General features: G+C 49.4%; 23 protein-coding genes. 10 read left to right on the plus strand and 13 right to left on the minus strand.

Features of this window, described 5'->3' with window-relative positions:
• Positions 1–7: 7 nt before the first annotated feature.
• On the plus strand, positions 8–1,564 hold the full coding sequence (locus EJL91_RS20380; protein WP_125143801.1) for an acyl CoA:acetate/3-ketoacid CoA transferase: 1,557 nt from the start codon (positions 8–10) through the stop codon (positions 1,562–1,564).
• A 30-nt stretch (positions 1,565–1,594) separates the two neighbouring features.
• Positions 1,595–2,902, plus strand: a complete 1,308-nt coding sequence (locus EJL91_RS20385; RefSeq protein ID WP_125143802.1) for a GntP family permease — start codon at positions 1,595–1,597, stop codon at positions 2,900–2,902.
• Positions 2,903–3,299: 397 nt separating this feature from the next.
• Here the strand turns inward: EJL91_RS20385 and EJL91_RS20390 are convergent, their stop codons facing one another.
• Entirely contained in the window at positions 3,300–4,784 is a 1,485-nt protein-coding gene (locus EJL91_RS20390; RefSeq protein ID WP_125143803.1) for a hypothetical protein, read from the minus strand.
• A 183-nt stretch (positions 4,785–4,967) separates the two neighbouring features.
• Between EJL91_RS20390 and EJL91_RS20400 the strand changes: the two genes are divergently transcribed.
• The 5 genes from EJL91_RS20400 (at position 4,968) to EJL91_RS20420 (ending at position 9,978) form a co-directional block, all read left to right on the plus strand.
• The gene (locus EJL91_RS20400) at positions 4,968–6,107 is read left to right on the plus strand and encodes an acyl-CoA dehydrogenase family protein (protein WP_125143804.1); all 1,140 of its coding nucleotides are present in this window, start codon (positions 4,968–4,970) and stop codon (positions 6,105–6,107) included.
• Between the two features lie 158 nt (positions 6,108–6,265).
• Entirely contained in the window at positions 6,266–6,688 is a 423-nt protein-coding gene (locus tag EJL91_RS20405) for a MarR family winged helix-turn-helix transcriptional regulator (protein ID WP_125143805.1), read from the plus strand.
• 84 nt (positions 6,689–6,772) lie between these two features.
• Positions 6,773–7,489, plus strand: coding sequence for an adenine nucleotide alpha hydrolase family protein (locus tag EJL91_RS20410; RefSeq protein WP_125143806.1), 717 nt, complete (start codon positions 6,773–6,775; stop codon positions 7,487–7,489).
• Between the two features lie 16 nt (positions 7,490–7,505).
• Positions 7,506–8,546 carry an electron transfer flavoprotein subunit alpha/FixB family protein gene (locus EJL91_RS20415; protein WP_125143807.1) on the plus strand — a complete coding sequence of 347 codons (1,041 nt, stop codon included), beginning with the start codon at positions 7,506–7,508 and terminating at the stop codon, positions 8,544–8,546.
• An 88-nt stretch (positions 8,547–8,634) separates the two neighbouring features.
• Positions 8,635–9,978 carry a butyryl-CoA:acetate CoA-transferase gene (locus EJL91_RS20420; RefSeq protein WP_125143808.1) on the plus strand — a complete coding sequence of 448 codons (1,344 nt, stop codon included), beginning with the start codon at positions 8,635–8,637 and terminating at the stop codon, positions 9,976–9,978.
• A 74-nt stretch (positions 9,979–10,052) separates the two neighbouring features.
• On the opposite strand, the gene EJL91_RS20425 is transcribed toward EJL91_RS20420, so the two are convergent.
• The 3 genes from EJL91_RS20425 to EJL91_RS20435 form a co-directional block, all read right to left on the minus strand.
• Positions 10,053–10,304: a Smr/MutS family protein gene (locus tag EJL91_RS20425; protein WP_125143809.1), complete on the minus strand. Its 252-nt coding sequence runs from the start codon at positions 10,302–10,304 to the stop codon at positions 10,053–10,055.
• On the minus strand, positions 10,301–10,741 hold the full coding sequence (locus EJL91_RS20430; RefSeq protein WP_125143810.1) for a hypothetical protein: 441 nt from the start codon (positions 10,739–10,741) through the stop codon (positions 10,301–10,303). Before EJL91_RS20430 ends, EJL91_RS20425 begins: the two co-directional genes overlap by 4 nt.
• Before the next feature lie 146 nt (positions 10,742–10,887).
• The gene (locus EJL91_RS20435; RefSeq protein ID WP_125143811.1) at positions 10,888–12,171 is read right to left on the minus strand and encodes a 2-hydroxycarboxylate transporter family protein; all 1,284 of its coding nucleotides are present in this window, start codon (positions 12,169–12,171) and stop codon (positions 10,888–10,890) included.
• A gap of 327 nt (positions 12,172–12,498) precedes the next feature.
• On the opposite strand from EJL91_RS20435, the gene EJL91_RS20440 reads away from it, so the two are divergent.
• Positions 12,499–12,927 (plus strand): MarR family winged helix-turn-helix transcriptional regulator, encoded by a 429-nt coding sequence (locus EJL91_RS20440; RefSeq protein WP_125143812.1) that lies wholly within the window; start codon positions 12,499–12,501, stop codon positions 12,925–12,927.
• A complete protein-coding gene (locus tag EJL91_RS20445) occupies positions 12,920–14,278 on the plus strand; it encodes an MATE family efflux transporter (protein ID WP_125143813.1) in 1,359 nt (452 codons plus the stop codon). The genes EJL91_RS20440 and EJL91_RS20445 overlap by 8 nt, the downstream gene beginning before the upstream one ends.
• Before the next feature lie 183 nt (positions 14,279–14,461).
• On the opposite strand, the gene EJL91_RS20450 is transcribed toward EJL91_RS20445, so the two are convergent.
• The 9 genes from EJL91_RS20450 to EJL91_RS20490 all read right to left on the minus strand — a co-directional run bounded on the left by EJL91_RS20450 (position 14,462) and on the right by EJL91_RS20490 (position 23,819).
• The gene (locus EJL91_RS20450; protein ID WP_125143814.1) at positions 14,462–16,546 is read right to left on the minus strand and encodes a sodium-translocating pyrophosphatase; all 2,085 of its coding nucleotides are present in this window, start codon (positions 16,544–16,546) and stop codon (positions 14,462–14,464) included.
• 270 nt (positions 16,547–16,816) lie between these two features.
• Positions 16,817–17,320, minus strand: coding sequence for a transcription elongation factor GreA (greA, locus tag EJL91_RS20455; protein WP_125143815.1), 504 nt, complete (start codon positions 17,318–17,320; stop codon positions 16,817–16,819).
• Positions 17,321–17,445: 125 nt separating this feature from the next.
• Entirely contained in the window at positions 17,446–18,798 is a 1,353-nt protein-coding gene (gene glmM / locus EJL91_RS20460; RefSeq protein ID WP_125143816.1) for a phosphoglucosamine mutase, read from the minus strand.
• Positions 18,799–18,832: 34 nt separating this feature from the next.
• Complete coding sequence (rfbD, locus tag EJL91_RS20465) at positions 18,833–19,690, minus strand: dTDP-4-dehydrorhamnose reductase (protein ID WP_125143817.1); 858 nt, start codon at positions 19,688–19,690, stop codon at positions 18,833–18,835.
• Between the two features lie 19 nt (positions 19,691–19,709).
• Positions 19,710–20,732: a dTDP-glucose 4,6-dehydratase gene (gene rfbB / locus EJL91_RS20470; RefSeq protein ID WP_125143818.1), complete on the minus strand. Its 1,023-nt coding sequence runs from the start codon at positions 20,730–20,732 to the stop codon at positions 19,710–19,712.
• Positions 20,733–20,808: 76 nt separating this feature from the next.
• Positions 20,809–21,702, minus strand: coding sequence for a glucose-1-phosphate thymidylyltransferase RfbA (gene rfbA, locus EJL91_RS20475; protein WP_125143955.1), 894 nt, complete (start codon positions 21,700–21,702; stop codon positions 20,809–20,811).
• Between the two features lie 207 nt (positions 21,703–21,909).
• Entirely contained in the window at positions 21,910–22,725 is an 816-nt protein-coding gene (gene srtB / locus EJL91_RS20480) for a class B sortase (protein WP_125143819.1), read from the minus strand.
• 17 nt (positions 22,726–22,742) lie between these two features.
• Positions 22,743–22,928 carry a hypothetical protein gene (locus EJL91_RS20485; RefSeq protein WP_125143820.1) on the minus strand — a complete coding sequence of 62 codons (186 nt, stop codon included), beginning with the start codon at positions 22,926–22,928 and terminating at the stop codon, positions 22,743–22,745.
• Between the two features lie 18 nt (positions 22,929–22,946).
• Positions 22,947–23,819 (minus strand): helix-turn-helix transcriptional regulator, encoded by an 873-nt coding sequence (locus EJL91_RS20490; RefSeq protein WP_125143821.1) that lies wholly within the window; start codon positions 23,817–23,819, stop codon positions 22,947–22,949.
• Between the two features lie 296 nt (positions 23,820–24,115).
• Between EJL91_RS20490 and EJL91_RS20495 the strand changes: the two genes are divergently transcribed.
• Positions 24,116–25,084, plus strand: coding sequence for an alpha/beta hydrolase (locus EJL91_RS20495; RefSeq protein ID WP_125143822.1), 969 nt, complete (start codon positions 24,116–24,118; stop codon positions 25,082–25,084).
• Positions 25,085–25,099 lie beyond the last annotated feature (15 nt).

Consider the following 25,099-nt stretch of genomic DNA (forward strand, 5'->3'; position numbering starts at 1 on the left):
GTAATATATGAGCAAAGTTTCTATTATAACAGCCGCCGAGGCAGCCGCATTAGTCACAGACCGCATGACCGTAACTACCAGCGGATTTGTGGCAAGTGATATGCCGGAGGCTCTGTCAAAGGCTCTGGAGCAGAGATTTCTGGAAACGGGCGCTCCGAAGGATCTGACCCTGTTTTACGCCGCTGCCCAGGGTAACAGGGACGGCAGCGGAGCCGACCATTTTGCCCATGAGGGTATGGTGAAACGTGTAATCGGAGGCCACTGGAATATGGTTCCCAACCTTGGACGGATGGTCCTGGAAAACAAGATCGAGGGTTACAACCTTCCCCAGGGCACTCTGTCACAGCTCTTCCGCGACATCGCTGCACACCGCATCGGCACCATCACCCATGTGGGCCTGAACACCTTTGCCGATCCCAGGATTGAGGGCGGAAAGCTGAACTCCATTACAAAAGATGATTTAGTGGAGGTTGTCGAGATTCTCGGTGAAGAAAAACTGCTTTATAAATCATTTCCTCTTGATATTGCCTTTATCCGCGGCACTTATTCCGATGAAAACGGCAATATAACAATGGAGCATGAGGTGGCGTCACTTGAGTCCACATCCATTGCACAGGCTGTCCGCAACAGCGGAGGCAAAGTGATTGTGCAGGTGGAAAAAGTCGTTAAGAACGGCTGTCTTGATCCGAAGCTGGTTAAAATCCCCGGAATCTATGTGGATGCCGTTGTGGTATGTGAGGATATGAAGGATCACGAACAGTGCGTCGGCTGTGAGTACGACGGAGCCATGACAGGAGATTTCAGCGTGCCGTTAAGCAGCCTGTCCTACCCTTCCCTCTCCGCCAAGAAAGTGATCGGCCGCAGGGCTGCGATGGAACTTAAAAATGATTCCGTCGTCAATCTGGGTATCGGAGTTCCCGAATATATTTCCATGGTTGCGAACGAGGAGGGAATCGGCGACTATATGACCCTGACCGTGGAGGCCGGCCCCGTCGGCGGAGTCCCCCAGGGCGGCCCGAAATTCGGCGGTTCCGTCAATCCCGAGGCAATTCTGGATCAGCCGTACCAGTTCGACTTTTACGACGGAGGCGGCGTGGATTATGCGTTTCTCGGTCTGGCACAGGCCGACAGCTGCGGCAATATCAATGTCAGCAAGTTCGGTCCGAGAATTGCTGGCTGCGGAGGTTTTATCAACATCACCCAGAATGCAAAACGCGTCTTTTTCTGCGGTACGTTTACTGCCGGAGGACTTAAGGTTTCCTTTGAAAACGGAGAGCTTCAGATTGTTTCTGAAGGCAGGGAACAGAAATTTATTGAGCAGGTGGAGCAGATCACCTTTAGCGGTGACTATGCCAATAAGACAGGGCAGCCGGTGCTCTATATCACCGAGCGTGCCGTATTCGAGCTTAGAAAAGACGGCGTTTATCTGCTTGAAGTGGCGCCCGGAATTGATATACAGACCCAGATTATTGATCAGATGGGATTCACTCCCAAGATGGACGGACAGCCAAGATTGATGGACAGCAGGATATTCAGAAACGAGCTGATGGGTCTGGCCAGATAGCAAAACTTATTGTCAGGGGGGCATAAATCTATGAATTTTCAGATTTGGATTTTATTCATTGCTATCGTATTGTTCGGGCTGCTGGCCTTTAAACAGGTCAGCGCCCTGGTTCTGGCTCCGGTCATTACCATCTTTGTCGCGGTTTGCTCCGGACTTCCGATTCTCGACAGCCTGCAGAACCAGTTCATGCCGGCAGCCGGGGATTACATTATCAAGTATTTCCTTATCTTTTTTGTGGGCGCTCTGTTCGGTTCCGTCTACCAGTTTACGGGAGCCGCCGAATCCATTGCAAGGGCCATAGTTAAGGTGAGCAAGGGAAAATATGCCGCTCCGATTATTATGTGCATCACCGGTATACTGACATTTGGCGGCGTCAGCGGCTTTGTTGTATTCTTTGTCATTTACCCGATTGCCATCCAGTTGTTCAAGGAAGCCAATCTCACACGGCGGCTGCTGCCGGCTGCCATCTCGGCGGGCTGCTGGACCTGGTCCATGAGCGGTCCCGGCTCTCCTTCCATCCAGAACTATATTGCTATGACCAATCTGGGAACTCCGGCCACGGCTGCTTTTGTGCCGTCGCTCATCACCACGGCCGCCATGTTTGCCATGATTTTTGCCTGGCTGGAATACAGGGCCAGGAAGTTTACGAAAAAAGGTCTGGTATTTAATGACGCTTCTCTCAAATACCAGCTAACCGACGAGGAACTGAGCACCGAGGAAAGCAGGGATCTGCCTCACTGGATTATTGCATTCCTGCCGATTCTCATTATCCTGACCGTATTTAACCTTCTTAATTTCCCGGTGGAAACCGCGGTACTGGCCGGAATCGGCGCTTCCGTCCTTCTGATGTTCCGGAGAGTCGGCGGCCTGAACCGCTGGATCGAAGTTTTTAACAAAGGAGCCGCCGACTCGGGAGTCGCAATCCTGAACACGGCTATCGTTGTCGGATTCGGAGGCGTTGTGCAGAATACGCAGGGTTTTTCCGACCTTGTACTGACGCTAAAAAGCCTCCATATGCCGCCTCTTGTATTCGTTATGCTTACCGTGGCGGTCTGCGCCGGAGCCTGCGGTTCCGCTTCCGGCGGAATGGGCGTTGCCTTTAATGCATTAAAAAGCACCTATTTGGAAATGGGCATCAACTTCCAGTATGTCCACCGCATCGCCGCTATTGCTGCCGGAACACTCGACACCCTGCCTCACCAGGGCGCGCAGATTACGCTTCTCGGCATCTGTAAGATGACGCACAAGGAAGCTTACTGGGATATTGCCGTCACTCAGATCATTATTCCATTTATCGCCTGTGGTTTCTTCATTGTGCTGGCATCCCTCGGGCTTTGACAATTCCGGCCGGAATCTGCCGGTTGTTGTAAAACCGGTTGTTGTGAAATTACACAAAAAAACGGCAGATAATTTTACACTTTGCATATTGACCAACAGAGAAAAAAGAAGTATGATTTATGCAAGCTATTAATTAGCATGCTAGATATTTGTTAAATGAATTTCTCGCATGTAAAATATTAACCAAAAACATACGGCAGTCCCGTCGCGGCTGCCCGCAGGCAAACCAATCATTTAATGATCTCTCGGAATCTTGAGTGATTATGCCAGCGAAGCTGGCAACAGAACATTGAAAAGTGATTATTATCCGATAAGAAATAAAAAATGGAAAAAAGAGTAGGAGAAATAGACATAACTGTCGCTATGCCTTGAGAAATCAGTTATAATAGGGAATGGATTATGCCGCTTGTAGAATCAACTTTCTTAGGGCAGATTCAAAAGGCAAATCCCATGCATCCAGATGTTGCAGCATCAGGATGTGGTAGAGGCGGCAGTACCACATCTTAGTTGAGCGGTGTCTGCCGTCTTCTAATTTAAAGTCTACTTTCTCACGCTTGTTCGAGCGTTCAGCAGAAGTTCTTGCGTTATACTCAAGTTTCCATTCTTGCGAGTCACGAGGCGGAATATTAAACAGCCTTGGATTATCTTTCATAGCCACATGTACGGTTCTTCCATATTTAGAACGGGAGCAGGGATGTTCACAGGAGCATCCATATTTCCTGCTGGCTAAAGGACATCTGAATTTTATACGGTGTTTGGAAGGCTCAGAACCATCATGATTCATACATCTGCCTTCTCTGCATACAAGAACCCCGTCTTTGCCAATGGTGAAGTCGTCCTTGTAAGGCAGTTTGATGCCCCGCTTTTCATTGAGATCAATAAAAGGTGTGATGTTTTCCTTCCTGAAATATTCATAGTAAGGCATTGCGTCATGAGCAGAATCCAGTAGAACCTTTGAGACATTGAAATGGGGAAGAAAGCTTTTCATTCTGAAATAGGTGTGCAGAAAACTGTGAGAATCATGCTTTGAAGCGGAGTTCAATAAAGGGAAGACAGGAAGATCGCTTTCCGAATCCGATGCGACAAGCATATATAAATCATAGCCATGATACCAGCAGTCTCTGGAGGAGTCCCAACCGATATCGCAGTCAGGCTGAGAAAAAAATCTGTCACAGTTACAATCGGTAATGCCGTTCGAAGCACAGTCACAGATGCGGTGTTTCCGCTCTCTGTGAGAAGTTACAACAGGAGTTCCATCCCCAGCTAAAGCCAGAGCTTTGGGATTGATAAGTCCCTTGGAAACAGACCTGTTTAGGAATTCATTCTGATAAAGAGAAAAAAGGGAAGCATAAGGCTGGTCTTTGATATCAAAAATGGTGTTTTCTAATTTGGGAAGTAATTGCGCCACTTTGATTTTCTCAACAGAATCTGCCTTGGCGCCTTTGGTTTTAGGCTTCTTAACTTTTGTCTTAAGAGGCTGGATATGAGGGGAAAGATGATTGTCATCAGAATCCCACAAACGGTCGAGGAAGTCATAAAAAGTGCCGACACCGGGAGTGTTCCCGAACTCAAATCCACTTAAGATGGCGTAAAGAGGATTGATTTTAAGCTGTGCGGCCCAGTCAGTCAGCGAAGAGACTTTGAAATCAAGGGATAACAGATAGGACCGCTGCATACAGGAGGGAGTTCTGGGTTTGGGACCATAAACAGAGTATTTATCCCGCATAAAACTATCCGTGAAAGAAAGGTCAAGGTTCCAAAACCGATCTATGATATCCCAAGTGGAGCGGGCAATAGAATCAGGATTCGGATAGTATATACGAAGATTTTCAAGAACAAAGTCTTGATAGGCGGAGTGACCGCCAGAGTTAACAGGTAACAAGAAAATCGCCTCCAATCGAAAAATATACTTTTAATCAAGGGCGCGGAGCGCCGCATTTTTCGATGAAGTTGTCAAGTGTTATGGCAAAAAAGTGGGGGATTTTAATAAAAAGTGAATCTGAAAGCCTTGAATTTAGTGGCTTAGAGATTCCGAGAGATTATTTTATCCTAAGGAGGTAATACTATGAATTTCCAGTTATCAGAAGACCGTTTAGCATTACAGCAGGCAGTAAGAGAATTTGCAGAGAAGGAACTGGCGCCGGGTGTCATTGAGCGTGATGAAAAAAGTGAGTATCCGGTAGACCTTTATAAAAAAATGGGAGAAATGGGCCTGATCGGCCTTCCTTATGCGAAAGAATACGGTGGTTCCGGAAGAGACTATCTGGACTACGCAATTGCAGTAGAAGAAATTTCCAAGGTTGACGCATCCGTCGGCATCTCCTACTCCGTATCTACTTCCCTGTACGGCGGCAGCATTGCAAACGGCGGTTCCGAAGAGCAGAAGAGAGAATTCCTTCCTGAAGTTCTTTCAGGTAAAACCTTTGGCTCCTTCGGCCTGACTGAGCCAAACGCAGGATCCGACGCTGGCGGCTGTGTTACAATTGCTGAAAAAAAAGGCGATAAATACGTATTAAACGGCCTTAAGTGCTTCAATACCAACGGACCTCTCTCCGACCACTTTGCAGTATATGCACTGACACATCCGGAGCTGGGCAGCAAGGGCCTCTCCTGCTTCCATGTAAAAAAAGGCACACCCGGTTTCTCTATCGGAAAAATCGAAAACAAAATGGGAATCCGTTCCGCGCAGGTATCTGAGCTTGTTTTTGAAAACTGTGAAATTCCTGAGACAGCCCTTCTGGGTGAAGAAAAGCAGGGCTTTAAAATTGCAATGAAGACACTGGACGGAGGGCGTATCGGCGTTGCCGCACAGGGACTCGGAATTGCAGAAGGCGCTTTTGAAATCGCAAGAAAATACCTCATGTCAAGAGAGCAGTTCGGAAAACCACTTTACAGAAACCAGTACCTTGCCTTTAAGATGGCTGAACTGGAATGCGAGATCGAGCAGGCTAAATATATGCTCTACAAAGCGGCTCTCGACAAATCCGAAGGAAGATCTTATTCCATTCCTGCCGCCAAGGCAAAACTTGTCTGCACGGATGCTGCCATGCATGTGACAACAGAGGCTGTACAGATGCTGGGCGGCAACGGTTTCATGAAAGAATATCATGTGGAACGCATGATGAGGGATGCTAAAATCACTCAGATCTACGAAGGAACAAACGAAATCCAGAAACTTGTAATCAGCGGAAGTTTATTCAGATAAAGGTCACCCATACGTCTTCTGTTACTGTTCACGGCACGGCCGTTTCCCGGCTGTGCCGTAACAAGCCCGGATCTGTTTGACTTTGCATGCAAATTTTCTTATAATAGAAACAGTTCGAACAGAAAATATTTGCACAGAAAGGCGATGAACAAACAAAAATGGAACTCAAAGAATGTATTAATTTTCTGCTCACCACTGCACAGCATACGGTTTTCCAGTATCTGAGCCAGCGGCTGGCGCCTTATGACATCACCCCTTCCCAGTACGGCATATTAAACTGCCTGTGGATCGGCGGCGGCACCTGCCTTCCGCGCCAGATCGCAGAACTGCTCTGCCTGGAGACCTCCACTGTATCAGGAATCCTGGACAGAATGCAGAAGAAGGATTTGATTGACCGTGTCATCAACCCGGATAACCGGCGTGAGATTCTCGTCATGATTACTCCAAAAGGCGAGGCCCTGAAGGAACCGGTTCTCAAGATTATCGATGAGGTGAACGAGGAAGTCTTAAAGGATTTCAGTCCGAAGGAAACAGATTTTATAAGAAAATCGCTGCGGCAGATTGCGGAAAAAGCATTGTAGTCTTCTTGACACAATGCTTTTTCTTAAATTAACAGCGAAAAGTCCGCCTTATGAACTTTTCCTTGTATCCCCGGAGGATTTTTTATGAATACAATAGCAATCATTCGCCAAACCGCCCCTGGCACAGAGGCAAAGCAGGATTACGCCGCAGTGGAAGCCGCCCTGCGCTTAAAGAAGCAGGCCGGCGGTTCCGTCACCGCGGTCTGCCTAGGAACAGAGGCAGGACTTTCCCTCCTCAGGGAGGCCGTTGCAATGGGATGTGACGGCGCGCTTCTGCTCCTTCTCCCTCCCGGCCTTCCTTCCGCTCCCGAACCGCTGCTGTATGCCCGGCTGCTGTGCGATAAACTCCGCCCCATGGAGTTTGACGCCATTTTCACGAGCTGTTATAACGTGGATGCCGACACAATACAAACCGGTTTTCTGCTGGCCTCATTTCTGGATCTGCCCCAGGCCGGATATGCGGACGAAGCCGCCTATTCTGAAAAGGACGGCTTTACCGTAAAACGCCTGTTTGAAGACAGGTATCAGATATTAAGTCTCCCTTCCCCCTGTCTGATAAGCGCCCTTTTGCAGCCCGGAAAACGAATCTATATGACGGCCGACGGCATTACCAGGGCCTACTCGATGAAGATTCCGGTGATACCGGCGGATAAATCGCTCCCTTCCGGCAATCCCTCCTGTCTCACACTTCTCCATTCAAATAAGAAAAAAGAGAGGCATCACGGGACCGTCCTCACCGTTCCTACGGAGGAGGCTATAACCGCCATTATGGACATTATGCATAAAAACCATATAATTTAGAAGAAAGGGATAAAAAATGAACCATGATATTGTCATAATCGCGGAGCAGAGAGACTTAAAATTACAGAAAATCAGTTTGGAACTGATTTACGGGGCCAGAGACCTGGCAAGACAGACGGGAGGCAGGGTAATCGCCGTTATCGCCGGTTTCCGGCTTAAAGAATCCGCAGAGAAACTGGCGGAAGAAGGCAGTGACGAAGTGTGGGTAATTGACTCTCCATTCCTTGAAACGTACAGGGCGAAACCCTATGCGGAAGCCGTGAGCCTGGCCATTAAAAAGGCAGAACCTGAAATTGTCCTCTTCGGATCCACCATGACCGGGATAGAAATCGCCTCCGGCGCCGCCGCCAGGCTTAATACCGGCCTTGTCACCGACTGCACCGCCCTCTCCCTCTCACCGGAAGACGGCCTGCTGCTCATGACGCGCCCCAATACGGACGGAATTTCCATCGATACCTTTGTCTGCAAAGAAAAACGGCCGCAGATGGCTACGGTCAGGCCGGGCGTGCTTGCAAAAATGAGGGCCGCGGATACATTTCCTGCTGAAGCGGCGCCGCCGGATTTGCACTCTCCCGCTGTGGTCCCGGCGGTTATCCGATCCTTTCCCGTGGATTTTAGTGATATAGAAGACGGCGTCTCCGTCATCTCCACGGTCAAAGGCAGGGAACAGGAATCCGACATCACCCGGGCCAGGGTCCTTGTCGCAGGAGGGCGCGGCATCGGCAGTCCGGAAGGATTTAAAACGCTCCGGACACTGGCATCCCTCCTGGACGGCCAGATTGCCTGTTCCAGGGCATGTGTGGAGTCCGGTTGGATCGACGCCTCCCCTCAGGTGGGACAAACGGGAAAAACCGTGCGCCCCGACCTCTATCTGGCCTGCGGAATCTCGGGAGCATTCCAGCACGTGACGGGAATGGAGGCGTCCCGGCTGATTATTTCCATCAATAAGAATCCGGCCGCGCCGATTTTCGATATTTCCGACCTTGGAATTGTCGGCAGCGTGGAAGTCCTGCTGCCAAAGCTCATCAATGCCCTGACGGAGTATCAGAGAGCATAAGCACCCTGCCCGTGAGCATTGACAAAAAATCCACAGAATGCTACACTTATTTCATCATTTTAAAAAGTTTAAGGATAAGGTGAACAGTATGGATTATAAGAAAATGTATGCAGAAAAACTGGTTTCCGCCGACGCGGCCGCGGCAGTGGTCAAGTCTGGTGACTGGGTTGACTATGGATGGACGACCGGAACTCCGGTTGCCGTAGACGCCGCCCTGGCAAAACGTATGCCGGAGCTGACCAACGTCAATTTCAGGGGCGGAATCCTGATGTGGGTACCGGAGATTTTCAAAATCGAGAATCCGGCCGAGCATCTCACATGGAATTCCTGGCACATGAGCGGAATCGAGAGAAAGGCAATTGCACAGGGATTTTCCTATTATGCTCCAATCCGCTATTCCGAGCTTCCAAGATACTACAGAGAATCCTCTACCAAACCGGACGTTGCCATCTTCCAGGTTGCTCCGATGGACGCACACGGATACTTTAACTTCGGGCCAAACGCCTCCCATATGGCAGCCTGCTGCGAAACCTCCAAAGTCATCATCGTGGAAGTGAATGAGAATATGCCGGTCTGCCTCGGCGGATTTGAAAACGGCGTACATATCTCCCAGGTTGATATGGTTGTAGAGGGAAGCAATCCTCCTATCGCCGAGATGGGTGCAGGCGGAGCCGCCACAGAGGTGGATGAGGCTGTTGCAAAACTGATTGTGGAGGAGATCCCGAACGGAGCCTGCCTTCAGCTCGGTATCGGCGGAATGCCGAATGCCGTAGGTTCCCTCATCGCCAAGTCAGACTTAAAGGATCTGGGCGTTCACACCGAGATGTATGTTGACGCATTTGTGGACATTGCCGCCGCCGGTAAGATCACAGGCGCTCACAAGGGCATCGACAAGGGCCGTCAGGTTTACGCATTCGGCGCCGGTACGAAAAAACTTTATGACTATATTAATAACAATCCTGAATGTATGAGCGCACCGGTTGACTACACCAATGATATCCGCTCCATCTCCGCGCTGGATAACTTCATGTCCATCAACAATGCGGTAGACGTAGACCTCTTCGGACAGGTCAATGCGGAGTCGGCAGGCGTTAAACATATCAGCGGAGCAGGCGGACAGCTTGACTTTGTTCTGGGCGCTTACCTTTCCAAAGGCGGAAAGAGCTTTATCTGCTGTTCCTCCACCTTCAGCACAAGGGACGGCCAGTTGAAATCCAGAATTCTTCCGACCTTAAACCAGGGTTCCATCGTAACGGACACCCGCGCCAATATCCATTATCTCGTAACAGAGTACGGCAAGGTTAATTTAAAAGGTCTGTCCACCTGGCAGAAATGCGAAGCTATCATCTCCGTTGCACATCCACAGTTCAGAGATGAACTGATTAAGGATGCCGAGAAGATGAATATCTGGAGACGCAGCAATAAGATTTGAGAAATATAAAGAATAACAGAACCGCCGCAGGCAGGGACTCATATCCCGTCTGCGGCGGTTCTGTCTGCCGTGTTTTAGTATTCGCGCAGCACCAGTTCCGTTATTCCCTGGTTCATCCCGTGCTCCAGCCGCACCACCCGCGGTTCACGGCCGTAGGAATACTCCTCCCAAATCATGTTCTTTATTCCCGTTCCTCCATGGAACCCATGTATCAGGCGGAGCCGGTAGACATTCCGACCTGCCCGGTCAATCTGGGCGTCGATCAGGCGTTTTGCCTCCTCAGCCTTCCTGCCGTGCAGATCCAGTTCTATGATTCCGCCGTTCATCGCTCTGCCCCTGTGGTCTCACGGATCAGACGTTCAACCGCTTCGTCCGTGTAGGACAGGAGTTTACCGAAATCCCAGGCAATCCGGTAACGGGCCTCCCCCGTATACCTGCCTTCTTTGATTAACTCTTCCTTCCGTTTTCTGAGGGACAGATAGCTGTCTAAATCTTCGTCATTCTTATAGAAGATATAGTGACTGGCTCCTCTGTTCATCTCTTCCGGAAATAGATCCGTGACAAGAGAATCATTTTCTGCATACATCTTGGTACCATACTGAGCGCATATCTCACGGCATGCCTCCAAACACTCATCCCGCTCCTCCTGCGTCCGGCACGGGTGGCTCATGGCAATCTTCTTTACTCCCGCGTTAACCATCTCATTAAAACAGTCGATCACTCCCAACTGGTAGGAATATGCATCAATCTCTCTTTTGTTCATCCCTGCTCACCTCTCCTGGCAAATATTTTCTGCCCTAAGTATAGCATGCACAAACTTAATTTGTCACTGCGGTTTTATGCTTTTACACCCTATAATCTCATGTGTTATTATTCACACCGCATTGCGCTGTGAACAATAACATCTCATCACTTCAGCATCTGTACCAGCACTCCCCCAAGAGTCAGCATCAGCGCGCCGCATGACCTGGTCACAATCTGCGCAAAAGGGAGCAGTTCCATCCGCTTCGCGCTGCTCAGAACGGCTACGTTGCCCGAACCTCCCATGTTGGTTGTGCACATACCGGCGGCAATGGCAGACTCCAGAGGATAAAATCCCATCCTTTTACCAACAAATGTGGCGGTCAGCGTGATCGCCGCAACAACCAGAACCACCGTAAGAAGGTAGAACGGAGTGATTGTGCTGAGAATAGTCTTTAAATCGATCAGCGTGGCACCGATTCCCGTCAGGGCCGCCGCCGTCCAGCTGTGGATGGCAAACTGCCCCCACTCCCTCGCCGCATCCTCCAGCTGCTCCGACATGATTCCGGTACCCTTCACCAAAACCACTGCAATAATCATCCAGGCATAAGTCGGGATGACAGGCACATACCGATGAAACAGCGCCCCCAACTCATAAAATGCCAGGGAAATGACAAGTCCCGTACACAGCAGGGCAAAAGTAGGTTTCATCGGCGGACGCGGCTCTATCTCATGCCCGTCGTTGACAAGACGCCCGTTTCCCGTCAGGTTCGGTTTCCGTTCTCCCAGGTTGTTTGCCAGTGCTCCGAACACAATAGCCACACAGTTTCCCAGCACGGTGGCCGGGGCGATACGGGTCAGTATCCCTCCCGCATCCATTCCCAGCACGGAGGAATACATCTCTGAAAGAGGAACCGCTCCCGCCGTCATTCCTCCGCTCGTCATCGGAATCCCAATAAAAAGGATTCCCTCCAGGAAGCTGTTTCCCATAAAAAGTCCGAGAACCCCGGACAGGCTCACTCCCACCGCCAGCGCAATCACTGCGGTCGGGAGCAGTTTTACGGTTGCTCTGATCAGAAGATCCCGGTCAATATTGAACAGGCTGCCGGTGATCAGGGCGGAAATATAAAACACCAGGAATCCCTCCTGGTTCACAAAGTTATCTATAATTGTATGTGTCTCCTCCGGTATCAGTCCAGCCGATTGAATCACGGCCGCGCCCAGAATGCAGATAACGGAACCTCCCAGATAAGTCTGGACCACCGGCACCGAATTGCCGATTGCATTCAGCCCCTCTCCCAGCACCATTAAAAATATCAGGCCTCCCACCAGGCCTTTCGGCAGACAGCCTGCATACATACAGACCGTGACCAGCGCAAATATCGCCAGATAAAGCGGAAGCGGAAAACCGGCTATTTTTACCCACGCCTTTTTACCAGTATCTCTTTCCATATCCATCACTCCTCCAATGTCTTCTCTGCTCTAATCTTTTAATCATAGCATAGCAAAACCGGAATTTCCATTATATTGAAAAAAAATATCAAAACCTATTGATTTTTTCTCTCCCACCCCATATAATAGTTGAAGTTAACAACGGTTATATTATGCAACATACGAATTACCATGATTTCGTATGTATCTGATTCATCACTATTTTATTGCAGTTTGGCCCGAATGTATTTTTCGTTACTGCGCGCGGAGTGAATAGTAACTCTCTTACCTCACTAATGCTCAATCCCCGGCTAAACTGTATCTCATATTATTTCCCGGGAGGTTTTTATGCAAATCAATATTGGTATTATACGCCGATGTGAGCAGAGTTTTTTGAGGGATCGGCTGCGCACCTGTAAGCTTAAGCCTGTGGACAGCGTTGTCCTGCTGGCCTTAAGCCGCCACGGACAGTGCAACCAGGACACCCTCTGCAGTATCGTCAATATCGACAAGGGCCGGATGGCAAGGGTGATGGAGCGTCTGGAAGAACGCAGCCTGATACGCCGTCTGGTTAACCCTGACAACAAACGTGAAAAACTGATTGAAATGACGGAAGAAGGGGAGAAGATGCTGGAAGTCATCAATTCCTTTTCCAGAGAATGGAATGAACGCTGTTTTGCAGGATTCACGGAAGATGAAAAGCAGGAGTACCAAAGTTATCTGGAGCGGATTGCCAGAAATGCTCTTGCAGGAAAGGAGAATATAGAAAATGATTAAAAATCTGACGGAAGGAAAACCGCTGAAACTGCTGTTTTTCTTTTCTCTTCCTATGCTGATGGGAAATCTGTTTCAACAATTATACAACATGGTGGACTCCATCGTTGTCGGCAATTTTGTCGGAGCCGACGCTCTGGCCGCCGTCGGGGCATCGTTCCCGGTTGTTTTTCTGGCTGTTGCCTTGGCCTCCGGTCTGTCTATGGGATGCAACGTAGTTATCTCCCAGCTCTTTGGAGCGGGACGGGTGCGTGAGATGAAAACCACGATTTCCACCGCACTGATCGGCCAGTTTGTCTTAAGCGCCGCTATCACCGTGATTGGAGAGATTATCTCCCCCGGAATTTTAAGGCTCTTAAAAACACCGGACAATATCATGGCGGACTCCCTGATTTACCTGCGCATTTATCTTGGAGGAGCCATTTTCCTCTTTATTTACAATACTTTAAACGGTATCTATAATGCTCTGGGGGACAGTAAGACACCGCTTTGCTTCCTGATATTGTCCACCCTGACTAATATCGTACTGGATCTTTTGTTTGTAATCAAGTTCCACATGGGCGTCGCCGGTGTGGCCTGGGCCACTCTGATTGCCCAGGGAGTCTGTGCCGGCCTGTCGTTAGTCGTTATCATGGCCCGTCTTAAAAATCTGGAGGATGAACCGGGGCATGAGGATGAGGGCAAACGGCCGCTGTTCCATTTCTCCGCGGTGGAACGGATTGCCAGAATCGGCGTTCCATCCATGATTCAGCAGTCCATCGTCTCCATCAGCATGCTGATGATGCAGGGTCTGGTAAACTCCTACGGCTCCGTCTTCATTGCCGGTTATACGGCTGCGACTAAGATCGACAGCCTTGCAATGATGCCCAACATGAACTTTTCAAACGCCATGTCCAGTTACACGGCCCAGAATATCGGGGCAGGGAAAATTGAACGCGTTAAAGAAGGGTATAAAGCCAACATGTTTATGGTTGTCGTATTCAGCGCCATTATCACCCTGGTTATCTTCCTGTTCGGCCCGAATCTGTTAAACATGTTTATGGATTCCAATGCTAACGTCCAGGCAATCAATTATGGCATGGATTATATGCACGTAGTATCCTCGTTCTACATATTAATGGGAATCATGTTTTCAAGCAATGGTCTTTTACGGGGCGCGGGCGATATGAAAACCTTTATGTTCAGCTCGCTGGGCAACCTTTTCTCCCGTGTACTCCTGGCTTACTTCCTGGCCAGCCGCATCGGCCCGGGGGCAATCTGGTGGTCCATCCCGATTGGATGGTTTGTTGGTTCCGCTATCTCCTTTACAAGGTATAAAACCGGAGGATGGGCGAAAAAAGCTCTAGTGAAATAACGGTTCTGATAGAAATACAACTGAATCTGCCCTGAGTGTATGCGGCAGAAAAAAGCACCCCCGAGAGGCTTTATGCCACGCTCGGGGGTGTTTTATGATACAGAAGGAGCGCTTGCCGCCGGAAAGTTTATTCCATGCCGGACAGCAGCGCTCCCGATGTCTGATTTTATGCCATTTCAGTCTTTACAGAAGATGGAATGAAACAACCACTCCCGCAAATACGATCGAAACCATCGTGGTCAGCTTAATCAGGATGTTGATGGCAGGACCTGAGGTATCTTTGAATGGGTCACCTACAGTATCGCCTACAACCGCTGCCTTGTGGCAGTCGCTTCCCTTGCCGCCGTGAGCTCCGCTCTCGATGTATTTCTTTGCATTGTCCCAGGCTCCGCCTGAGTTAGCCATCATGATGGCAAGTACGAAACCTGTAACGGTATTTCCGGCAAGAAGTCCGGCCACGCCGTTTACTCCGAGGATAAGGCCAACTCCGACAGGTACGATAACGGCAATCAGCGCCGGTGCAATCATCAGGCTCTGTGCTGATTTTGTACACATGTCTACGCAGGCTGCATAGTCGGGCTGCTCTTTTCCTTCCATCAGTCCGGGGATTGCCTTGAACTGGCGGCGCACTTCCACTACGATGGACTGCGCTGCCTTACCTACGGCATCCATAGTAAGGGCTGCGAACAGGAACGGCAGCATACCGCCGATGAAAAGACCAATCAGTACAGGCGGATTAATAATAGTCAGATCCATCTCTAGGTCGGGTGCAATCTGATGTACTTTATCAATATAAGATGCAATCAGGGCCAAAGCCGTTAAGGCTGCGGAACCGATGGCAAAACCTTTACCGGTTGCCGCGGTCGTGTTGCCCAGGGAATCAAGGGCATCCGTACGTTCCCTTACTTCGTGAGGCATATGGGTCATCTCGGCAATACCGCCCGCATTATCGGCGATTGGGCCGTAAGCATCGGTTGCCAGTGTGATTCCCAGTGTGGACAGCATACCTACTGCGGAAACGCCTACTCCGTAAAGTCCCAGGTTGAAATCGGATGCTCCGCCTGCGCAGAAATAGCTGACGAGCACGGAGATGCCGACGATAACAACAGGAGCCACCGTGGAAAGCATTCCAAGAGAGAGTCCGCTGATAATAACGGTTGCAGCGCCTGTCTCACTGGAACCGGCCAGATCCTGTGTCGGTTTGTAAGTGTCGGATGTATAATACTCTGTCAGCGCGCCAATCAGGACACCGGCAACAAGTCCGGAAATGATGGCCGCGTATACGCCCATATTATTCGGAAGCAGCACCTTCACTGCCACGAAAGAAGCGATAATGATTAAAACGGCACTGATATTCGTACCTTTTCTCAGAGCCTGCAGAAGGTTCTTCTGGGATGCATCCTCTTTGGTGCTTACAAAGAAGGTGCCGATGATGGAGAAGAGAACTCCCAGTGAAGCTAAGAGCATTGGAACTGCAACGCCCTTCACACCCAGTCCTGCTGCAACAGCCAGGGCGAATGTGGATAAAATGGAACCTACATAGGATTCGTAAAGATCGGCGCCCATACCGGCAACGTCGCCTACGTTGTCACCTACGTTGTCTGCGATAACAGCCGGATTACGCGGATCATCCTCCGGAATTCCCGCCTCGACCTTACCAACCAGATCGGCGCCTACGTCGGCCGCTTTTGTAAAGATACCGCCGCCTACACGGGCAAACAGCGCCATACTGGAGGCGCCCATACCAAATGTCAGCATGTTGGCGGTTACCTGGGCAATACGCTCAGCCTCAGGCAGTGAACCGAATACCAGGTTCAAAATCGTGTACCAGATGGTGATATCGAGAAGTCCAAGGCCTACAACCGTAAATCCCATAACGGAACCGGCGGAAAAGGCCACCTTCAGTCCTCTGTTCAGGCTGTGGGACGCTCCCTCTGCCGTACGGCAGTTCGCCATCGTGGCGGTGCGCATTCCGATGAATCCGGATAATCCTGAGAAAAATCCGCCTGTCAGGAACGCAAACGGCGTAAAGAAGCTGAGTAAACCGCTGAACGCCAAACCTAATAATATTACAAACATAACTGCAAAGAAAATACCGATACCCTTATACTGTCTCTTCAGATAAGCATTGGCACCTTCACGCACAGCAGTGGAAATCCGAATCATCTCGGAGTTTCCTTCCGGCTGTTTTTTCACTTTGGCAAACATCGATGCTGCGAACAAGAGCGCTGCCAGTGAACCAACCGCTACAAAATACATAGCATACATAATCTTTCCTCCCCTTGTCTTGGTATAAATTCATACCTTTTCATCCATTATATTGGTAGAATCCGGCAATTTCAATAACGCTTTACAGATACTTTACAAATTAATGTTAAAATCGGTGTTACGCTTTATTTCTTTCGGAATTTTCTTTATATTTTAAAAAATCATAAATTAATATTGTCAAATCCTTGTCAATTAATAATGAGTTCTCATAAATCAAAGCCGCCAATCTCGTTTTCAGAGCCTTTTAAGAGCAATGAAGCGGAGCCTGAACTAAAAACTCCTGATTCGGTCGGCGTCGTCCTCACCGGTCTTCTCTATCTTCTTTATCGTGACGGTATACCCGGCCTTTTCACTGATCCGGACATCCACGCTGTCCCCTTCCCTGTGGCCCTTAACGGCTTTTCCCAGAGGTGATTCGATGCTTATTAGGCCCTTCAGGGAATTCCCCCTGATACTCGTCACAAGGCGGTAAACTTCCTCCTCGTCGTCCTCCTCAAAATAGAGGGTGACCGTATCGTTTAAGCCCACCTCGTCGGGCCTCGATTTGTCCGATACCACCCTTGCATTCTTAAGCATATTTTCCAGATAACGGATGCGGCTCTCATTCCGGTTCTTGTCCTTTTTGGCTGCATAATATTCAAAATTTTCACTGAGATCGCCTTGTGCCCTGGCCTCTTTTACGGCCTCGATTGCCTCTTTCCTGACCACCAGTTTTCTGTGATCTATCTCTTCCTGAATCTTTTTAATATCACTTTCCGTCAGTTGTTCCCGCATATCTATCACCTTTCCCCGAAAAAGCTATGCGGCTGTCTGCAGAGGCAGACAGCCGTATTATTGATTGATAAAGGCAGCCTGTGCAAGCCAGGCCAGCCTGATTCTATTCCCGGTTTTAACCGGCTTTACAGGAGATGTCCTTTCTCCTTCATAACCGCAATTACCTGATCCACGTATTTTTCGCAGATTTCGTCGGTCTGGGCTTCCACCATAACGCGGATCACCGGCTCGGTTCCGCTCTGGCGGAGCAGGATGCGTCCCGTATCTCCGAGAGCTTTTGCCACCTTCTCCACCTCAGCCTGGACATCGGCGTCATCCTGGGCTTCCGCTTTACTCTGAACCTTCACATTCTTAAGGACCTGAGGGTAAATCTGAATCTCCGACGCCAGCTTGCCGAGCGTCTGTTTTTTCTCCAGGATTACTTCCATCACCTTGAGGGATGTAAGAATACCGTCGCCTGTCGTGGCATTCTTGCTGAAAATAATGTGGCCGGACTGCTCGCCGCCGAGGCAGTGCCCATTCTGGGCCATATTCTCATATACATACTTGTCGCCCACGGCCGTCTTCTCGTAGCTGATTCCTTCTCTTTCAAAGGCTTTATAGAGGCCGAAGTTAGACATAACCGTCGTCACAACCGTGTTGTTAACCAGGGTTCCCTGTTCCTTCATGTATTTACCGCAGACGTACAGGATCTTGTCACCGTCCACCACTTCACCGTTCTCGTCCACGGCCAGACAGCGGTCGGCGTCGCCGTCATAAGCAAAGCCCACATCCAGCTTATTGTCTTTCACAAACTTCTGGAGCTGCCCGATATGGGTAGAACCGCAGTTGGTATTAATATTGGTTCCGTCCGGATTATTACTGATCACATGTGTCTCCGCCCCGAGTGCATCGAATACATTCTTGGCAATGGAAAAAGCGCTTCCGTTGGCGCAGTCCAGTCCGACCCTCATGTTCTTGAAAGAACGTGTTGCAATGGAAATCAGATATCCGATATAACGGTTTCTGCCTGCCGCAAAATCAATGGTGCGTCCGATGGAATCTCTCTTGGCAAGCGGAATTTCCCCGATTTTACCGTCCAGGTATTCCTCGATCCTGTCGATCACTTCTTCTTCCAGTTTCTCTCCGCGCTCGTTGATTACCTTGATTCCGTTGTCATAATATGGATTATGGCTGGCGGAGATCATGATGCCGCAGTTAAATTCTTCCGTCCGGACCACATAAGAAACGCTGGGCGTGGTCGTCACGTGGAGCAGATAAACGTCGGCTCCAGAGGCCGTAAGGCCTGCAACTAGAGAATATTCAAACATGTAGCTGCTTCTTCTCGTGTCTTTTCCAATCACAACGCGGCAACGGCTGTCGGCTGCCTTCTGTCCGTAATACCAGCCCAGAAAACGTCCTACTTTAAACGCATCTTCTACTGTCAGATTCACATTTGCTTCCCCGCGGAAGCCGTCGGTGCCAAAATATTTTCCCATCTGTGGATGTCCTCCTTGATTTGTCCCTTTATTGTCACAGAATTTCCTTCAGATACCGTTCCAGGGCATCCTGCCATGACGGCAGCCGTTCAAAGCCGTTCTGTTCCAGCTTATCCTTGCTGATACGGCTGTTCATCGGCCTCTTGGCCTGGTTTGGAAAGCTCCTGGTGTATTCTTCCGTATCCACAGGCGTCACTCTGACGTCCTCCATGCCGGCTTTTTTAAAGATCTCCGCAGCAAATTCATACCAGCTGCAAAGTCCCTCGTTGGTGGCATGGTAACGGCCGTATTTGTCAGTCTCTATCATATCCACTAAAAGCCTTGCCAGATCATAGGTGTAGGTCGGCGAACCGATCTGATCATCCACGACCGAAACAGCTCCGTTCTCTTTGCCGAGCCGCAGCATGGTTTTAATAAAGTTCTTTCCGTTGACGCCGAATACCCAGGCGATACGGACGATAAAATACTTATCCAGCAGTTCCTCAATAGCCAGTTCTCCCTCGTACTTGGACTGGCCGTATGCGTTCAAAGGCTCTCTTTCATCATCCGGCTCCCAGGGCCGTTCGCCCATCCCGTTAAACACGTAGTCCGTGCTGATGTACATCATCTTTATATCCAAATCGCGGCAGACCACGGCAATGTTGCGTGTTCCCTCTGCGTTGACCTTCCTGCAGACTTCCATGTTCTGTTCCGCTGCATCTACTGCAGTATATGCAGCGCAGTGGATAACGGCATCTGGTCCCGCTTCCGTAATTACGCGGCGGCAGGCGGCGGCGTCCGTGATATCCATCTCGTCCACGTCCACTCCGATACCCTCAATCCCGCGTTTTGCCAGTTCGTTCATGACATCGTAACCCAACTGGCCTTTGACTCCCGTCACTAAAACTTTCATCGCATTATCTCCCGGCTTCTTATAATCTGTCTCCATACATCTTATCGAAATACTGGCTGTACTCACCGCTGATGATATGTTTCCACCAGTCCTCGTTCGCCAGGTACCATTCGATTGTCTGCTTGATTCCCGTATCAAAGTTGTACTGCGGTTTCCAGCCAAGCTCCGTCTCCATCTTGGTCGGGTCAATCGCATAACGCAGATCATGGCCCGGACGGTCCTTGACGTAGCGGATTAAGCTCTCCGGCTTGTCAAGCGCCTTCAGAATCGTCTTAACCACCTCCAGGTTGGTCCTCTCATTATGGCCGCCGATATTATAAACCTCGCCCACACGGCCCTTGTGGATAATCAGATCAATAGCCTCACAGTGGTCGGAAACGTGGAGCCAGTCACGCACATTGGCGCCGTCGCCGTATACCGGCAGTTCTTCATCGGCAAGGGCGCGGCTGATCATAAGCGGAATCAGCTTCTCCGGGAAATGATACGGGCCGTAGTTGTTGGAACATCTGGACACCGTCACAGGCAGTCCGTATGTCCTGTTATAGGCAAGCACAAAGAGATCCGCGCTGGCCTTGGAGGAAGAATACGGGCTTGATGTGTGAAGCGGCGTTTCCTCCGTAAAAAAGAGATCCGGGCGGTCAAGAGGCAGATCCCCGTAAACCTCATCCGTGGATACCTGATGGTAGCGCTTGATTCCATATTCACGGCACGCGTCCAGAAGTGTCGTTGTGCCGATAACATTGGTCCTGACAAAGGCCTCCGGATCAGTGATGGAACGGTCCACATGGCTCTCCGCCGCAAAGTTGACCACCATATCCGGCTTCTCTTTCTCAAATAAATCAAAGACAAACTTCCTGTCGGCGATATCTCCCTTAACAAATTTATAATTCGGCTTATTCTCGACCGGTTTGAGCGTTTCCAGATTTCCCGCATAGGTGAGCAGATCCAGATTGATGATCTGATAATCGGGATATTTATTTACCATATGGTGTACAAAGTTGCCGCCGATGAATCCGGCGCCTCCTGTTACGATGATTTTCATAGTATATTCTCCTCAAATTTATTTTCAGGCCGTCGTGCATATTTTCGTCCTGCATGTTTTCGCCCTGCCGTATGGTCTATCTGTCCTGAAGCTTGTCTACATATTTGCCGTCCAGAACATCCTTTAAGTATTTGCCGTACTGGTTTTTCTTATAAACCTCATATGCGGCCATAACCTCATCGCGGCTGATCCAGCCGTTTAAGTACGCAATCTCCTCCAGGCAGGCAATCTTCCTGTGCTGGTGCGTCTCCACCGTCTTCACGAAGTTGGTGGCCTCCACAAGAGACTCATGGGTTCCCGTATCCAGCCAGGTGAACCCCTGTCCCATCAGGATGACATCCAGATCGCCGTTTTCCAGATAGATGCGGTTCAAATCGGTAATCTCCAGCTCGCCTCTGGCGGACGGCTTTAAGTTCTTCGCATACTCCACAACGCGGTTGTCATAGAAATAGAGGCCGGTCACACAATAATTCGACTTCGGTTTCTCGGGTTTTTCTTCGATCGATATGGCTTTGCCCGTCTCATCGAACTCCACAATACCGAAACGCTCCGGATCATCGACATAATATCCGAAAACAGTGGCCCCGTTTTCCTTGGAGGACGCGGCGCGCAGGCGCTTTCTGAGTCCCTGTCCCTGGAAAATGTTATCTCCCAGAATCATGGCGACAGAGTCACCTCCGATAAATTCTTCTCCTATAATAAAGGCCTGGGCCAGCCCGTCGGGACTCGGCTGTACCGCATAACTTAAATTGATGCCAAACTGATGGCCGTCGCCGAACAGCTCTTCAAACCTCGGCGTATCATCCGGTGTGGAAATAATCAGAATATCACGGATTCCAGCATTCATCAGAACTGAAAGCGGATAATAAATCATCGGTTTGTCATAGATAGGCAATAACTGTTTGGAAGTTACTTTTGTAAGCGGATACAGGCGTGTTCCTGAACCGCCTGCCAGAACGATACCTTTCATTGTCTTCTCCTCGTACTTTTTATTTTCTGCTTTTGTATCCATCTCAGATCCGGGCTCCTTGCGGCGCTCATCACTGAAAATGGGCAGATCTCGGCACTATAGGTAATATAGCACAAAGGAAATGGGCTTGTAAACGGATAACATTTACAAAAAACTTAATATTTACCGCTGTTTTTCTCTGTCTGCGGCTTTTTATCCCTTTTTCCTTTATTCCGCCCTTTCGTTTTCCCGGACCGCGTAAAGGATGGTACGGGCGTCATTGAACTCATAACTGCATGTGACAAAGGAATACAGGCCCCCGATATCACCCTCCGGCAGTTCGCGGAAGCTGCAGTTTTTCGTCATCTCATCCACATAGGCGTCAAATGACTCATGGGAAGCGAACTGTGTCCTTCTCTTCTCTCCGTCGGCGTCGCCGTACACGGCTGCTATCGTTCTCAGGTGAAGCTCCGCCTCCGGCGTATAGAGAATCACCTCCCGGTTCTTCTTAAAAAATGCTTCCTCTTTAAATTTCACAAGCTGGGCAAACATCGTCTGATTTTTCATGTGATGCCCGTAAAGAATCGAGTGCAGTCCCATAAGATCGGCATCGCTGTCCATATCCAGAAAAATAGCTCCGGATGCGCTGGTCTTTCCCTCGAAATCGCGTTTCAGGTACGTCTCATTGTCCCCTGCCTGCACAACCGGATAACTGATGTCTGTCCCAGATATTTCCACCCAGGCGACAACATCGGGATTCACCGCCCGGAGGCTTTCAAAATCCACAGGAGAATGATAGGGTTCCGTCCCACGGGGCGCCGATTCTTCCTCCGTCTCACGGCTGCTCTTTGCCGTGGTTTCCGCCTGGGTCTGCTGCGTTTCCTGAAGCGCCAGCCTGCGGATTTCCTCTTCCTTGTTTCTCTGCCGGATTCCCTCCATGATATGCCCGGCAATCAATACGGCGCAGACGGTTATGAGAATCAGAAGGAACGTGTCCACGATTTTCCAGGGGCGTCTTTTATTATATGCTCTTTGTTTGCCCATGCCAGGCTGCTCTTTGTTTATGTCCGGCCTCTTTCCGTCTCTGTTTTTACTGCTTTTATCTCTTTGTTTTTCCTCCATCCGGGCGCCTCACCTCCATTCCTGGACTTTATATTCTTATATAAGCCGTAATAATCCGACTCCATGTTCTCACTCACCTGCTTATGCCAGCGGAAGGCGCCATCCAGCGCCTTATTGTAAACCAAGGTATTTCTCCTTCCAAATTATTCTTCCGCCTTCTCCTCCAGCGGAATCCGGCCGTTCCTCTCCCTGTATTCGCTGGGAGTGCAGCCAATCCGTTTTGTAAACATATTGGTAAAATGGGTCGGATTGTCATAGCCGACGCGTTCCGAGATCTCCGTTATGGTCAAATCCGATTTCAGAAGATACTCTGTTGCATAAGTAATCCGACAGTGAATCAGGTAATTGATCGGAGACATATGATAGGCCTGGGTAAAAATCCGGCTCAGGTGTGAAGGGCTGATATTAAAGTGGCTGGACAGCGATTCCAGTGTAATCTTCTGTTCCCTGTTGTCCTGGATGTAATTCAGGATATCGCTCAGGGAATATTTTGAGGCAATTCTCAGCGTCATGGTCTCATTGGTAAACAGAATCCGGGTAAGCTCCAGAAGCCCCAGGCAGATGGACTGAAATGCTCCGTCCGCAATACCGCCGTTGGCATGGTGGATATTAAAAAGCAGCTGCAATGTACTCTGAATATAAGGGAGACAGTTAAGCCCCGATGTAACCGCCAGCCCTAAACCGCGAAAGAACGTCTGGAATTCGCCATCCTCCGGCGTATCCTTAAAACGCAGGGTATAATACTGCATGCCAATATCATCATCCGCCGTAAAACGGTGGGCGATGTCAGGCGGAATGATGATAACGGAACCGTTTTTTACGGGAAAAGACTGGTTGTCAATCACCAGATGGCCGCACCCGCTGGTGATAAACGCGATCTCATAAACATCTTTATGGTCATGCCACGGGTATGTCCAAAGCGGCAGGTTATCAATATAGCACATATGGGTAATCTCTACAAACGGCTGCTGCCGGTAGGGATTATCCTTTTCTGATTTATAGTCGTAGATCCACATGTGAACCCTCCTTCCCACTTCACCAATTATAACAAGAAGAAATTTTTTTGACAATAAAATTGGGGACACGGTAGACGGAAATAGAAAAATAATTCACCAAATGAGAAGATAATTTGGTTAAAACTGTCAAAACCAGTTTTTACCCCCGTAAATCCGTATGCAAAATGATAAGTTTCTTAAGCAACATAGTAAGATCCTTTGTAGAATAATTCCAATTCCGACTATATAATGTGATTAGTTAAAAAAGACGGCTTTCGGAAGGGAACACAACTCCCTCCTGAAGGAAAGGAGAAAAAATGTATTCTGTAACTAAGGAGGATGTGCTCCGTACAATTCCCGGAAGTGAGACAATCCCCAGGAGCACCGATTTAAGCGGGTTTTCCCGTTCTTATACAGACCTGCCGTATGCGGACGGTTCTGCCGCTCAAAAGCTCAATATCGTACTGCCGAATGAAGGAGAGGGGCCTTATCCGGTAATCATGTTCATCCACGGGGGAGGCTGGCTGACCGGTGATAAAAACCATGTCCAGACCCAGTCAGTTTACCGGCTTCTGTATGCCGGATATGCCGTATGCTGCATCAATTACAGACTCTCGGACGAAGCCAAATGGCCTCTTCCCCTGTATGACTGCAAAGCTGCCGTCCGTTTTCTGCGGGCTAACGCGGCAAAATATAATCTGGATACGGAACGGATTGGCGTAGCGGGCAATTCCGCCGGAGGCCATCTGGCAGCCATGATGGGCACGACAAACGGAAAGGCCCTATATGAAGATTTGACTATGGGCTGCGCAGACTATTCCAGCAGCGTCCAGGCTGTCTTCGTCTGGTTCGGCGTTTACGATTTTATAAACTGGGCCGAAGACTGCATGAAAACATATCCGGAACGCAGTTTTGACTATGAATTCGGCGCCGAGGCATATATGTTCGGACACTCTCTGAAAGAACATCCGGAACGTCTTAAGGATGCCAGCCCCGTCTGCCATCTGGACAGCCGAACAGTGCCGTTTTATGTGGAACACGGAACAGGGGATCATGTAGTTCCTTACTGTCAGTGTGAAAGGTTTTATCAAAAATATACCGAGCTTCTGGGGGACAGCCATATCTCCATCCGGCTTTTCGAGGGTGCGGAACACTCGGATCCCGCTTTCAAAACGGATGAAAATGTGTTTGAATTCGTAAAGTTTTTTGATCAATATGTGAGACAGATTCCCGAACGCGGGTATTTTCTGCTCGGTACGCCGGGGGACTACGAGACAACAATGTAGAATGGAAGGAGACGA

Source organism: Clostridium transplantifaecale, from assembly GCF_900626075.1.
GTDB lineage: Bacteria > Bacillota > Clostridia > Lachnospirales > Lachnospiraceae > Otoolea > Otoolea transplantifaecalis.